Below are 12,617 nucleotides of genomic sequence, written 5' to 3' on the forward strand. Positions count from 1 at the left end.
CCAGAAAAAAGCTCTGATGACAGTGCATCAGAGCTTTTTTTAATGAATATGATGATACTTTTTAAGGACCATACGCTTCAAGAAGTAATGTAAAAGCCCCGTTATCCCTCCCAGAATGAGGAGCAATGTCAGGGCGACCTGTGCCATTCCCTGTAAACCACTGTTCCATAAGATGATGATGATGATTCCAAAGACCAACGTTTCAAGGGCGAGAGGGACAATCCCTATGAATCTTCCCTTAAAAACCTCTCGTTCATCTGTCCAATTCATCTTAGGACTGTACAAGTCAATCATTAATCCTGCGATACTTGCTACCCATGCCGTGACAAGGGAAATCAAAAACCAGAGCAGCCAGATTTTAACGGGGACATGCAGAACGAAAAGGGCAGCCAGGCTTAACAGGAGTAAAGATAAGATGTTCATAAAGAAGGATACGAGCAGTTTACTTAAAATCACAGTCGATGGGGGAATTGGCAGATACAAATGATTGAACCAGCTTTTTCCATCACGTGAAATGGAAGAGAAGGAAGCCGGGGTAATTCCCAGGGCGATGACCGTAAGACCGAACATGCCCAGGATCACTTTTTTACCTTCGATTGTGTTTAGTTGAGACGCCCATTCTGTGAATGGACCATTAGGGTCCATTAAAATGATAATGACTAAAAATACCGGGAAGAAGAGGCTTTGAACGACAATCTGAGTGAAAAAAGTCGGCGTGCGGAAGATGACCCGCATTTCTTTTTTCCACAGGCTTAACAAGACAGATTGTTGCCGGACCTGTTTCTGAACTTTTTCTTCGCTGAATTCACTGCGTTTTCCCCCTGATAGGCCAAGGACCCCTTTGAAATAGAATTTCTGGCCGATGGTAAGAAATAAAAGCACAGCGCCAATGGATAAAGCTATGAATAACAGTAGATAGAGAACGCCCGCCGGTGTCACTATCTCCGTCAAGGCTATGCTGCTGAAATACGCGGTGGGAAAAAATTTAGTCACAAGTTCAAGGAGACCATTCTGCTGGGTCAATAGTTCCGCTGCATTTCCTGTATCAGAATCCATCCGTATTAAAACGTTGATGCCAATGGCGAATGCGAAACCAAGGAGGCCTACGAAAACTTTCGTGCGATCTTTGTTCTTGGATATATTCGCATACCTCATGATGAACATGATGACTATGGCCGTTAAAACAAAAGGAATCAACGGAAATAAGCCCCAAATGAGCAAAGCCAATATGTAATAAAGCCAACCGGAACCGCTATGCAGTCCATAAAAGACCAGGGACGGCAGCAGGATAATCGTGTTTAAGCCGTACAGGGATAGAAAAGGTACGGCTGATTTCCCGAAAATAATCTGGTATGGCTGAAAAGGCAATGAAATAAAAGACTCCACATCTTCTGCAAAATAAAAGGAACTGAGTACTGTGCCGATACTCGTAAAACAGAAGACGAGGGTCATCATCACAAACAGTAAGCCCAGGATAACCGCTTCATTACCAAGAGGTTCAAGGGTTGCATACATATTCCCAATCAGACCTTGAAGGAAAAACAACAACAGAAGACCGAATGGGATCATCATAAGTCCCATGATGACATAACCGAACTTCTCCATACTGGTTTTGTTTGCCATCGACAGCTGCATTTTGACCATAACCCGCATTAATTTCCATGCTTTACTCATTTTGGGTCAGCTCCAGGAACAACTGCTCTAAATTGTCATTGTCTTTGAATTGCTGTCTCATTTGAGTCATGTCGCCTTGAAATTGCAGGTGCCCATTGTTGATGATCGCTACTTCATCACATAGTTGTTCGACAACTTCCAATACATGGGTGGAAAAAAACACGATTTTTCCACGTCTTGCATGTTCTCTCATCATTTCTTTCAATGTGTAGGAAGATTTTGGATCTAGCCCTGTCAAAGGTTCATCAAGAATCCAAACATCAGGATCATGGAGAAGTACACCACTGACAACGATTTTCTGCCTCATTCCATGGGAATACGTTTGGATATGGTCGTTTAAAGCTTCATAAATTCCGAAACTTTTCGTTAGATATTCGATTTTTTCTTTTCTCACATCTTTTGGAACTTCGAATACATCCGCGATAAAGTTCAGGTATTCGATTCCTTTTAATCGGAGGAAAATGTCAGACCGGTCAGGGACATAACCGAATTGATGTTTTGCCTTCATCGGTTCTTTCTCTACATCGATCCCATTCATTGTGATGGAACCTTCATCTATGGGAAGGATGCCGGTCATCATTTTGATGGTCGTTGATTTTCCCGCACCGTTAGGACCAAGAAAACCGAAAATCTTTCCATCTGGTATGGATAAATTAAGATCTCTTACCGCTTGTTTGCCTGCAAAGTTTTTAGAAATATGGTTGATTTCAATCATAGATTCACCCTTTTTTCATAATTCCTTTCTCCCTGTAACATACGGATACGAAGGAGAAATGTTTCATTTTTCCAATAGTAAGAGAAGGATTAAAGAAAAAGAACCATATGATCTTCATCTAAATAGCGGCCGGGCAGTTTAATAGCTTTCATTTCTGTGCCGTACGAGCGGAAGCCAAGCTTTTCATACAAATGCTTAGCGGGATGATTGTCCGTGACAACACTTAGGTGTAAAACTTCTAATTCGACAGCTCGGGAGAATTGGATCAATTCATTGATCAAGAGCTCTGCGCCACCTTTCCGTCGTTGGCCTTTCGTTATGTACATGGCTACGATGGATGCTTTGTGGGCAAACTTTGGGTGAGTTTCTTTCACGAGTGTAACTACACCTGAGAGTTTTTCCTCCACAAATAATCCGAATGTGCGTGTCGTTTCACTTTCTAATCGCTCGCCTGTAGTTTGGATAGGGTCTGGTCGTTGTTTTTCTTGTTCATATGTCGTAATAAAAGCGTCGGGGTTGTTGAGTAGTGCTTCTAATCGTAAGTCATAATAGGCTTCAGCATCCGCTTGTTTCAATTCTCGCACCTGCATGAATGTCGACCTCCTTTGGTTGTTCCTAGCCTAGCGAAAAACTGTGGTAAAGTAAAGAGAGAAATGTAAAGAGAGATAGGGGTGACTGTATGACTGAAAAGGAGAAGATGTTAGCCGGAGAGTGGTATAAGCCTTGGGATGATGAGTTGATCTTTGAACGCTCAAGGGCGAGGCAGCTTATGAATCAATTGAATCAGACAAAGGACACAGAGGAGCATTATCGAAAACAGCTGCTTCAGGACCTTTTTGGTACGATTGAGGGAGAGTTTGGGCTTGAGCCCCCTTTTTATTGTGATTATGGATCGAACATCCATGTAGGCGACGGTTTTTTTGCGAATTTCAACTGTGTGTTTCTCGACGTCTGTGAAATACATATAGGAAAAAGAGTGCTCATCGGTCCGAGTGTACAATTGTACACGGCCACCCATCCCATGGACCGGGAGAAAAGGGCAAGTGGATTAGAGGCAGGCCGGCCGGTAACAATTGGAGATGATGTCTGGATTGGAGGCAGTGCTGTCATCAATCCTGGAGTGACTATTGGAAATAATGTTGTGGTTGGAGCGGGAGCAGTGGTCACGAAAGATGTTCCGTCCGGTGTATTTGTCGGTGGGAACCCTGCCAGAATCATTCGTGAAGTGGATTGAGTGCCTGAGGGTGGTCGTACTTCTTAATTTTCGTTATCATACTAGAGGATACTTGCATACGTAATAGAAAAAGAGAGGGCTGAGCAAATGATCAAAAGAAAGAGTCAACGAGAAATCGAAAAGATGCAGGAGGCAGGGAAGCTTCTTGCGAGTGTTCATAAACAGTTACGCACGTTTATCAAGCCTGGCGTGACTACAATGGAAATTGAGAATTTCGTAGAAAAATATTTAGCTGAACGAGGGGGAACTGGTGAACAGAAGGGTTACCAGGGGTATGAATTTACAACATGTGCTTCCATTAATGATGAAATCTGCCATGGTTTCCCACGTCATGAAAAGTTGGAAGAAGGGGATATCGTGACCATTGATATGGTTGTGAACCTCAATGGCTTCCTTGCCGATTCTGCCTGGACGCACGCAGTAGGGGAAATCAGTGAAGAGGCTCAAAAATTGATGGATGTGACAAAAACATCCCTCTATAAAGGGATCGAGCAGGCCGTTCCAGGTAAACGCATTGGGGATATTGGTCATGCGATCCAATCTTATGCAGAAGGTGAAGGCTATTCGGTTGTCCGTGATTTTACAGGCCACGGCATTGGTGATTCGATCCACGAAGATCCTTACATTCCTCACTTTGGGGCAGCCGGTAAAGGCGCTCGTCTTAAAGAGGGAATGGTCATTACGATTGAACCAATGATTAACATCGGTACATGGGGAAGTCAGATGGATGAAAATAATTGGACGGCGCGAACTGTGGATGGTACTCTCTCTGCACAATATGAGCACACAGTTGCGATTACAAAAGAAGGTCCAATGATCCTTACCGAACAAGAAGACGAATAATCGAGAAAAGAAGGCTCTCTCCAGAGCCTTCTTTTTTATTTTTGGCTCTGTTAAAGTTCAGTGTTGATATTTGCATCAACAGATGGAAGTGACAATGAATGATAGGAGGGCAAAACGGAATTTATTTCCAAGTGTCGAAACCTTTAGATGATCTACTTTCACGATCCAACCATTGAATCTTGTTGGATTATGATTTCGAAACGGAGTCTTCCGCTACACGGCAGGATTGTTGAAGACTACCTTTCGAGAGGGTTCGGGGTTCGTTATTGTGTTGAGTGCCAGGGGTGGCTGGGAAGCTACTCGCTCGTATATTATAGTTACCAGATCATTTCTGGTGGACCTCACTACCTTCTTACGAGGTATAATGAGGACAATCAGATGGAGGTGTCGACGCCTCGCTTGAAGCCATGTCTTCGTAGGAAAGAATGACACCTCCCTCTTTACAAGATAATCCGTATAAGCTGGATGACACGTCGTTGTCGTATATCTAACGAGCCTGGATACTTGTAAAGATTCGGAGGAACCCTCCCATCTGGTAATTATTACAGGGCAGGTGGATTTTCTTGTATTATCTCGGCATTGATATTGGAAAACAGAACCATGAGGCTGGTTTAATTGATGAGCATGGACAACCGATAGGTAAAACCGTACGTTTCTCTAATTCCAAATCAGGGAGCGACAAACTTCTAAATTTTTTAACTCAACACGAGATTACACCAGATAATTGCGCATGTGGACTTGAGGCCACAGGTCATTACTGGTTATCCGTCTTTTCATTTCTACATAAGCTTGGATTTAAAGTAACCTCGTTCAATCCTCTACAATCCGATGCCTTACGGAATTTTTATATTCGTAAGACGAAAACAGATGAACGAGATGCGTACCTCATCGCTCAGGTTATCCGGATTGATAACCCGGAGGCTACCCCATTTATTGAAGATGACCTCCTTCAGTTAAAGAACTTGGAGCGACTTCGCTATTCTTTAGTGGACCAAAGTTCAGATATCAAACGAAAGATTATTTCTCTTCTCGATCAAGTGTTTCCGGAATATGAACGTTTGTTTTCCGATACTTTTGGTGTATCTTCTACCGAAGTTCTCCTTCATTATCCTTTGCCTGAAGACCTTCTATCTATTGATACAAAAAAACTGGCTGAGCTCCTAAATCAAGCTAGTAAAGGAAGATACGGCGAACGGCGTGCTCAGGAAAAGGCAGATCAATTGAAAGAAAAAGCACAGGAAAGCTTCGGCATATCCATAGGAGGAGAAGCATTTCGGGTGCAGATTCACATTCTCCTTGAACAACTATCCCTCTTGGACCGACAAATTAGCGAGATAGAAGCATCGCTCATAGAGCTTTCAAATCGCCAGGAGCACTACTTAACTACAATTATCGGTATTAGCGATGTTCTTGCGGCAGCCATATTAGGGGATATCGGTTCCATCGACCGTTTTGAACGTCCTGAACAACTCGTTGCCTTCGCAGGATTAGATGCTTCTGTACACCAATCAGGCAACTTCCAAGGAAACAGGATGAAGATGTCGAAGAGAGGGTCTCCTTACCTCCGTCGTGCCATATGGCAAGCCGCTTTTGTCGCTAGCTTTCAAGATCCTGCTTTGTCTCAGCACTATAAAAAGCTAAGAAAACGAGGGAAAGCCCACGGAACAGCCGTGGGAGCTGTAGCCCGTAAGCTGACCCATATTATCTTTGCGATATTAAGGGATAAGAAGCCTTACGAGTCTCGCCCGAAATAAAGTCATAACAGAAAAAAGCTAAAAGCTTTTAAATGCCTCTTCCAAGAGGTTTATTTGGCATGGAGACAAAAATGCTTCATAAAGGATAATGAAATTTCACTTTACAACCTTGACTTTTTATAGCTGGTCTTTCCTGTGGGGGAGTGCCGAGCTTCCTCGGGCTTATCGCCCTGCGGGATCTCGCCGATCTCCTTTCTCCCACGGGAGTCTCGCAGCTTCCCAATCACCCCATTCGATCATGCGAGAAACGAACCCCTTTATCAACGTTGGATGGTCTTCCATTACCCTGGTTGTTGTAAGCATAAAACGCTATGTATCAAGCTTTCTAGGTTCGAGCACCTCGGATTGGGAATATGATCCTTATCCTCTCACCAACTAGAATAGCGGATGATTCATGAAGGGGTTTCGAGACCCTGATCTAGCCAAGGGGCGGAGGGGGATGGCGAGACTCCTATCTTAAGTGTGCAGGCGCCTCGTTCAGCGGCGTATGGACTGGACTGAGCTGGAGGAGATAAAGGAAACACGAAGAACGAAGGGATTCGATGTTGACTTATCGTACAGAAGCGAGGGAAGTCTCACTAGCCGCTAGGCGCAGAAACCGGATATCTATGAGGAAAAAAGTGCAGGGTGAGACCCCGCAGGACGTAGTCCGAGGAGGCTCACCGCGCTCCCGCGGAAAGCGAGCTATTCCCCGTAGCCCCTAACTCCCACACAAACATCTCGAAACTGAGTCTTCCACAAACGGGAGCTTTCGTAGAATAAGCCAAATATAAAAAAGGAACTTCCAATTTTATGGAAGTTCCTTTTTTGCAGTAATATCAACACTAAACTTTAACAGAGCCTTTATTTTTGGTTCTATTAAAGTTTGTCGTTGTTAAAGGTTTCTTTTGAAATGTTTGTTGAGTGGAGACTGCGGGGAACGACTTGTTTTCTGCCTCGATCCAGCTCACATATATGGAAACAGAGCCTTGTATAAATGGAATTCGTGCATAAAAAAACTCCCCTCGGGAGGGGAGTTTTTATACGTTCTTATTTTTGAACGTTAGCTGCTTGTGGTCCACGCTGGCCTTCTTCGATTTCGAAAGTTACAACTTGACCTTCTTCAAGAGATTTGAAACCTTCTTCTTGAATTGCAGAGAAGTGTACGAAGACGTCGTCTTGACCTTCTACTTCGATAAATCCAAAACCTTTTTCTGCGTTAAACCATTTTACTGTACCTTCAACCATGTACAATTACCTCCTGCGTGGAAAATCCACAATGTATTACTATTCTTGCTCTTCAAGTTCCATCAAGACGACATCTTTCGAAACATCTTCTCTTGCATGAATCTGATCGAACAACGAATAATTAACCCAAGTATAACAGATGCCCAAAAGGAATGAAAGCCCTATAGTGAAAAACTTTTCCCATCTACTGGGAACCCTTATTCCTGGGGCTGAGTGAGGTATGCCTGGTTCATTAGTGAAAACAGGGACCTCTCTACAATAGCGTCCACTTCTGTTTTATGAACCTGAGCCAGATCATAAAGTGGGCGGCCTTGTTCGAGTAGATGCTCGACAACAAGGTACCCTGTGTAATTCGCTTCCTTCTCGAAACCGGAGGCTCCTGTTCCTTTTGTAAAGGAATAGAGGGCTTCGTAATCGGTCCGGTGAAGATGGGGTTGAATGTTCATCATCACTCTGTTTGGTTCCAGGCTGCACTTTTCAGCTTGCCAGGATAGTGGAAAATCAATCATACCGCTTTCTTCCATTACTTCTTCCGTTGTATGAGCGGCCATCCCTTCCTGGAAGATCAACTGGCCCAAGGTCCGAGTATGACTTGGGGCAAGCCCTGATTGGCAGCAATGGACGACGCGGGTCAATTCCTGGATCAACCTTGAGCGGCTTGAGGTCAATTCTACAGGGAAGCATAGAGTATAATGCTGGTCCTTTTCCATAATGAATGGATCTGTTTCAAACGTTCCTACGAAGAACATGACGGTCATTCTTACGGAAGATGTACAATGGAGAATTTGCTTGATAGATTCTACATACCCATTCACTTCTAAAGGACCAATGTCAAAGTATTGGATCTTATCATACACTTGTTCATATCGGTTCCAAGCATAGTCAATCATCTCTTTAGCCAGTTGTCCCTGCTGATACCCAGGCGGGGTGTAGGGAAAAGCATAAAGGTCCGACCACAACTCGTAACGTTTGTGGACGGGCGTTTGTGAAGCTTGGTCATAAAACGTAAGGAAACGATCCAGCATCTGTTTGCATTTGACATCATCCATGATGATCCCCTCCGAATGGTTTAAGTTTTAGTCAAAAATTCCAAGCGTTTCTTCCAAACGGTGTGAGCGTCTTTACCTATCCAGATTAAATGGCTGTCAGCATCCACTTCTAAAATTTCGCAGTCGGGAACAGAAGACTTCAGCAACAAAGCGTTCGTGTAAGGTACACTGCGATCCTTGTGGGAATACATTCCTAATACGGGCACTTGAATTCCTGTCATGTCTGGGGTTTCATGATCGATGTCTGTGATGAATCCTTTTCCTGATCTCGAACTTGCCAGCATATCTACGATAAATCGTCGATCATTTGCCGTTAGATTGTCCAAGTATTCTTCCACATTTTCTGTTGTTAAGTCAGCCAGAAGTTGTTTCATGACTAGGTCTGGGAAGAATTTAAGCATGGTGCGCAGGCTGCTCCAAACGATTTTTTCTGCTGGTCCAAATAAGAGAGAGGCTCGATGTTTTACTTCTCGATCCCATGATGTGAGGAGCGCTGCTTCAAGCAGTAGGCGATCCACTCTGTTGGGATGGTGGAGAGCGAGGGCTACCCCAGTAGGACCAGCTGCCGATACACTGATGACGTGGACTTTTTCAATTTCGAGATGGTCGAGAACTTCCACGATGGTCTCAGCAAATTCTTCTGGCGTACGGCCCGTTGAGAGTTCTGTGTAATCGTAGCCGGGACGTGAAACGGTAAGTAATGAAAAACCTTCATAAATGAGACTGCTATGAGACAAGTCCGTGTCTCTCGTGGAGTGTCCTCCTTTCAACAAAAGAACGGGAGGTCCTGATCCTCTATATGTAAATTCTACAATTCCTTTGGAAGTATCAAGGAGTGTCGTCGTCAATGGGTTCATCCCTTTCTGGGTTTCTTTTTCCGTAGTTTAAATATAAGCTATAATGAAAGAAAATGAAACATCAGACGATTCTGAAAAAAGGGGTTAAAAAATGAGAATTGTGTCGATTTGTCCAAGCAATACTGAAATTGTCGCTAATCTGGACCAGACCCATCTGTTGGTTGGTGTCGATAATTATTCTGATTATCCGCCGGAAGTAGAAGATCTTCCGAAGCTTGGGCCGGATTTATCTATTGATATGGAAAAGGTGGCTTCCTTGCAGCCTGACCTTGTGCTTGCTTCGTTGTCTGTGCCGGGAATGGAAAAAAATATTGAAGGATTGGAAGCCTACAATCTGCCATATATGATTCTGAATCCTAATGAGCTTCATGAAATTGCTGAAGATATCCGCAAGGTAGGAAAGGCTTTAGGAGTGGAAGAAAGGGGTCATCATAACGCAGATGAATTTTTAAAAGAGGTGGAAGAATTCAGAAAACGTTCGGAAAAATTTATCAATAAGCCTACCGTTTATTGGGAGTGGTGGCCGAAGCCGATCTTCTCTCCTGGAAAGTTGAATTGGCTGAATGAAATTAGTGAATTAGCTGGGTGCCGGAACATCTTCCATGACCAGCCTGTCGCCAATTACCAAACGGATTGGGAAGATGTGAGGAAACGGAATCCGGATCATATATGTATGGTGTGGGTTGGTGTGAAAGAAGAAAAGATGAACCCGGATCTGTTAAAGAAAAGACCGGGGTGGGACGATGTGGAAGCGGTGCAGAGAGATCATATCCATGTCCTTGAAGAATCTCTGTTCTGTCGTCCAAGTCCGAGGTTGCTGGAAGGGTTAAGGAAAATAGCTGGAATTATTGAAAACAGCAAGTGACGATCCCGTCACTTGCTGTTTTAGTGAAGTTTACGATTATGTTTTGGAACAGCCAATTCTTTGAAATGGTTTGCCAATTCATCCAGCTGTTTGGTGAGGAGCTCACCTTCCATGGGGAGCCCGTGCCCGGTAACAGCTACGTTCGGTTTCAGAGAAGCCAGCTCTTTTACAGATTTTTCAGCTTCTTCCCAGTTATGTGTGAAGTATGCTGGAGGTCCGTGGACATGCTGGTGCTGGATGAATACAGCCATGCTTGATTCCTGTTTAACGGTGATGAATGCATCCCCGCTTATAAGGGCCCGGTCCTTTTCACGGAAAAGAGCCACATGTCCCGGCGTATGGCCAGGAGTGTGTATCGCTCGCCAGTCTTCAAGGTAGGGAACGGAGCCATCAGAAGGGAGCGGGTGGATGTATTTGCCCAAGTCCGCCTGGTGAGTAGGGAAGAAAGGAGAGAGCAAAGAAAACAATCCTCCTCCGACGGTCGCATCCCCAACAGGATAATCCCTTTTGTCTGTTACATAGTCCATTTCCATCGGGTGGATGTATAGAGGAACTTTCCATTCTTCGGCCAATTGTTTTGCTGAACCTACATGATCGAAGTGACCATGAGTTAGGATGATGGCTTTTGGTTTGGCTGGCCCATATCTTTTTTCCGCGGCTTCCATAATACGTTTACTGTAATGACCGATGCCACAGTCGACAAGAACCCAGTCTTCCGCCCCTTCTTTTCCGATAAAGATAACATTCACGATCAACGTCCGGTAAAAGGCGATGTCTTCCAGTACTTGTTCAGCTTCTGCATGCCCCATGTGGTATTCTTCATTTGAAGGATCTTGATGCTCCTGTTGGTCCATGCCTATCACCTCAGATTTCTTTTATTTTTTATTGTAGGTCAGAGCAGTAGATTTATTCACCACATGCGAGGAAACCAGTCGAATGTCGTAAACATAAAACCCGCCCCATGCGATTATGGGACGGGTTTTTCATTAGTTTGCTTTATGCATCGAATGGACCTGTGATTGTTTAGGGGTCAATGTCTTCCCTGTCATGCCGAACAATAAAGTAAGGAGGGGGCTCAACAAGCAGAAGAAAGCGAATGGCAGGTATTCCAGTACAGAAACACCAAGCACACCGGACAGGAACACACCACATACACTCCATGGAACAAGTGGATTAATGACTGTTCCTGCGTCTTCAAGCGTACGGGACAAGTTTTTACGTGCAAGTCCTGCTTTCTCATAAACATCCTGATAAGCTTCTCCTGTAAGGAGAATGGACAAATATTGTTCGCCAATGGCGATATTGATCCCAATGGCTGTGAAAGCAGTGGAAAGGGTAGCTGACCTTGCTGATTTCAAGGATCCCTGAACTCGACTTAAAATGGAAGGGATAATTCCAGTAACAAAGAACAGACCTCCAAGAGCAAGTGCGAGAATGACAAGGGATACGGTAAACAGCATGCCGTTCATTCCCCCTCTGGTCAACAATTCATTGACGACTTCATTCTCTGAATTTCCTGTGTACCCGTCAAACCATGTCCCGAACAGAGCTCCCCATTCCATGACACCACGGAAACCTGCAATGGCTGTAGCTGCAATACTGCTGATGGCAAGAGAGAGGAAAGCCGGACGTTTCGTGACCGTCATTACTACCAGTAACGCTAATGGAATCCATGAACTCCAGTGCATCAGCCCGGTTTCACCCAGACCCACTACAAAATTGTCCAGCTCTTGGACGTTAGGATTACTGGAGGGTGAAAGGACCATAAATAAAATAAAAGTGATGATAAATGCAGGGATTGTCGTCCACGCCATGTTTTTAATATGGTCGAACAAGTCGACTTTCACAATCGTAGACGCCAGGTTGGTTGTATCCGATAGAGGGGACATTTTGTCGCCGAAAAAGGCGCCTGAAACAATCGCCCCGGCCGTCATGGCTAAGGACGCATCCATGGATTGGGCCACTCCGATAAACGCTACACCAACAGTCGCAGCTGTTGTGAAAGAACTTCCTAACGCTACACCGACAATAGCCGTAACTGCAAATACGATGGCTAAAAACCATGGACCGCCAGCGAGAAGAAAGCCTGCGTTCATAAGAACCGGAATCGTGCCGCTTGCCATCCAGCTTGCAATTAAAATACCAATGACAAAGAACAAAAGCACAGCCCCCATCCCGGTCTGAGCTCCTTGGGTCATTCCGTACTGCAGTTCTTTAAAGCTCATTTTTCTAAGAACTCCATAAGTGATCATGATGAGGATGCCGATTAGAATCGGCACATGAGGTACAGTCTCTACTTTTATAATGAAAAAACTAATCATACTTATTGTTAATAACAGGAGTAACGTGGATTCGATGACTCCCGGAAGCTTCTTTGGTTGTAGGTGAAGCATTTGAAT

12 protein-coding genes are annotated in these 12,617 nt (G+C 44.3%); 4 read left to right on the plus strand and 8 right to left on the minus strand.

Features of this window, described 5'->3' with window-relative positions; all coding sequences use genetic code 11:
* Positions 1 to 39: 39 nt before the first annotated feature.
* From ACXADE_RS05310 to ACXADE_RS05320, 3 genes are all read right to left on the minus strand, one after another.
* On the minus strand, positions 40 to 1,674 hold the full coding sequence (locus ACXADE_RS05310) for a putative ABC transporter permease subunit (RefSeq protein WP_474979451.1): 1,635 nt from the start codon (positions 1,672 to 1,674) through the stop codon (positions 40 to 42).
* The gene (locus ACXADE_RS05315; protein WP_474979452.1) at positions 1,667 to 2,389 is read right to left on the minus strand and encodes an ABC transporter ATP-binding protein; all 723 of its coding nucleotides are present in this window, start codon (positions 2,387 to 2,389) and stop codon (positions 1,667 to 1,669) included. Before ACXADE_RS05315 ends, ACXADE_RS05310 begins: the two co-directional genes overlap by 8 nt.
* Positions 2,390 to 2,478: 89 nt before the next feature.
* Positions 2,479 to 2,979, minus strand: coding sequence for an N-acetyltransferase family protein (locus ACXADE_RS05320; RefSeq protein ID WP_474979453.1), 501 nt, complete (start codon positions 2,977 to 2,979; stop codon positions 2,479 to 2,481).
* Positions 2,980 to 3,068: 89 nt separating this feature from the next.
* Here ACXADE_RS05320 and ACXADE_RS05325 point away from each other — a divergent pair, with 89 nt between their 5' ends.
* The 3 genes from ACXADE_RS05325 (at position 3,069) to ACXADE_RS05335 (ending at position 6,220) form a co-directional block, all read left to right on the plus strand.
* Positions 3,069 to 3,623 (plus strand): sugar O-acetyltransferase, encoded by a 555-nt coding sequence (locus tag ACXADE_RS05325; RefSeq protein ID WP_474979454.1) that lies wholly within the window; start codon positions 3,069 to 3,071, stop codon positions 3,621 to 3,623.
* 87 nt (positions 3,624 to 3,710) lie between these two features.
* On the plus strand, positions 3,711 to 4,466 hold the full coding sequence (gene map / locus ACXADE_RS05330; RefSeq protein ID WP_474979455.1) for a type I methionyl aminopeptidase: 756 nt from the start codon (positions 3,711 to 3,713) through the stop codon (positions 4,464 to 4,466).
* 563 nt (positions 4,467 to 5,029) lie between these two features.
* On the plus strand, positions 5,030 to 6,220 hold the full coding sequence (locus tag ACXADE_RS05335; RefSeq protein WP_474979456.1) for an IS110 family RNA-guided transposase: 1,191 nt from the start codon (positions 5,030 to 5,032) through the stop codon (positions 6,218 to 6,220).
* A 1,029-nt stretch (positions 6,221 to 7,249) separates the two neighbouring features.
* Here the strand turns inward: ACXADE_RS05335 and ACXADE_RS05340 are convergent.
* The 3 genes from ACXADE_RS05340 to ACXADE_RS05350 form a co-directional block, all read right to left on the minus strand.
* Positions 7,250 to 7,447: a cold-shock protein gene (locus ACXADE_RS05340; protein ID WP_035510016.1), complete on the minus strand. Its 198-nt coding sequence runs from the start codon at positions 7,445 to 7,447 to the stop codon at positions 7,250 to 7,252.
* 197 nt (positions 7,448 to 7,644) lie between these two features.
* A complete protein-coding gene (locus ACXADE_RS05345) occupies positions 7,645 to 8,496 on the minus strand; it encodes a hypothetical protein (RefSeq protein ID WP_474979457.1) in 852 nt (283 codons plus the stop codon).
* A 20-nt stretch (positions 8,497 to 8,516) separates the two neighbouring features.
* On the minus strand, positions 8,517 to 9,344 hold the full coding sequence (locus tag ACXADE_RS05350; RefSeq protein WP_474979458.1) for an alpha/beta fold hydrolase: 828 nt from the start codon (positions 9,342 to 9,344) through the stop codon (positions 8,517 to 8,519).
* 100 nt (positions 9,345 to 9,444) lie between these two features.
* Between ACXADE_RS05350 and ACXADE_RS05355 the strand changes: the two genes are divergently transcribed.
* The gene (locus ACXADE_RS05355) at positions 9,445 to 10,218 is read left to right on the plus strand and encodes a cobalamin-binding protein (RefSeq protein WP_474979459.1); all 774 of its coding nucleotides are present in this window, start codon (positions 9,445 to 9,447) and stop codon (positions 10,216 to 10,218) included.
* A gap of 20 nt (positions 10,219 to 10,238) precedes the next feature.
* Here the strand turns inward: ACXADE_RS05355 and ACXADE_RS05360 are convergent, their stop codons facing one another.
* Together ACXADE_RS05360 and nhaC are read right to left on the minus strand one after the other, a co-directional pair.
* Entirely contained in the window at positions 10,239 to 11,072 is an 834-nt protein-coding gene (locus tag ACXADE_RS05360; RefSeq protein ID WP_474979460.1) for an MBL fold metallo-hydrolase, read from the minus strand.
* Positions 11,073 to 11,204: 132 nt separating this feature from the next.
* Positions 11,205 to 12,611: a Na+/H+ antiporter NhaC gene (nhaC, locus tag ACXADE_RS05365; protein WP_474979461.1), complete on the minus strand. Its 1,407-nt coding sequence runs from the start codon at positions 12,609 to 12,611 to the stop codon at positions 11,205 to 11,207.
* Positions 12,612 to 12,617 lie beyond the last annotated feature (6 nt).

It is taken from the genome of Halobacillus sp. ABR2_026 (genome assembly GCF_056158545.1).

Bases quoted from the DNA above. Each gene is read 5' to 3' on its own strand.
- ACXADE_RS05310 (WP_474979451.1), bottom strand. From the start codon at position 1,674: ATGAGTAAAGCATGGAAATTAATGCGGGTTATGGTCAAAATGCAGCTG.
- ACXADE_RS05315 (WP_474979452.1), bottom strand. From the start codon at position 2,389: ATGATTGAAATCAACCATATTTCTAAAAACTTTGCAGGCAAACAAGCG.
- ACXADE_RS05320 (WP_474979453.1), bottom strand. From the start codon at position 2,979: ATGCAGGTGCGAGAATTGAAACAAGCGGATGCTGAAGCCTATTATGAC.
- ACXADE_RS05325 (WP_474979454.1), top strand. From the start codon at position 3,069: ATGACTGAAAAGGAGAAGATGTTAGCCGGAGAGTGGTATAAGCCTTGG.
- map (WP_474979455.1), top strand. From the start codon at position 3,711: ATGATCAAAAGAAAGAGTCAACGAGAAATCGAAAAGATGCAGGAGGCA.
- ACXADE_RS05340 (WP_035510016.1), bottom strand. From the start codon at position 7,447: ATGGTTGAAGGTACAGTAAAATGGTTTAACGCAGAAAAAGGTTTTGGA.
- ACXADE_RS05345 (WP_474979457.1), bottom strand. From the start codon at position 8,496: ATGGATGATGTCAAATGCAAACAGATGCTGGATCGTTTCCTTACGTTT.
- ACXADE_RS05355 (WP_474979459.1), top strand. From the start codon at position 9,445: ATGAGAATTGTGTCGATTTGTCCAAGCAATACTGAAATTGTCGCTAAT.
- ACXADE_RS05360 (WP_474979460.1), bottom strand. From the start codon at position 11,072: ATGGACCAACAGGAGCATCAAGATCCTTCAAATGAAGAATACCACATG.
- nhaC (WP_474979461.1), bottom strand. From the start codon at position 12,611: ATGCTTCACCTACAACCAAAGAAGCTTCCGGGAGTCATCGAATCCACG.